Genomic DNA, 354 nt, shown 5'->3' on the forward strand with positions numbered 1-354 from the left:
TGACGACTTCGATCCCGGCCTCGTGCAGGGCCGCCACGGCGGGGGCAGCGGTCTCGCGGGCGGCATCGGCCAGGGCGATGACACCGGCGGCGCTGCCGTCCACGGCCATCAGCACGGCGGTGCGGCCGGTGGAGGCGAGGGTTTCACGCTGCTCGGCTATGGGGGCAATATCAACGCCTTCGGCAATCATGAGCTTACGGTTTCCCACCAGGACCCGGCGCCCGTCTACGGTGGCTCCGGTACCGTGTCCGGGGACATTGCGGAAGGAACCGGCGTCCAGCGAGGGCACGCCCCGGGCGACGGCGTAGTTGACGACGGCGCCGGCCAGGGGGTGCTCGGATTCGCGTTCCACTG

At 70.9% G+C, this 354-nt stretch carries 1 protein-coding gene; it reads right to left on the minus strand.

The features are described 5' to 3' along the window. Positions 1–354 (minus strand): HAD family hydrolase (locus HGO92_RS24950; protein WP_169999128.1); only part of this gene is annotated, 354 nt, incomplete at both ends.

Source organism: Crystallibacter degradans (assembly GCF_012952295.1).
In the GTDB taxonomy this organism is placed as follows: Bacteria; Actinomycetota; Actinomycetes; order Actinomycetales; family Micrococcaceae; genus Crystallibacter; species Crystallibacter degradans.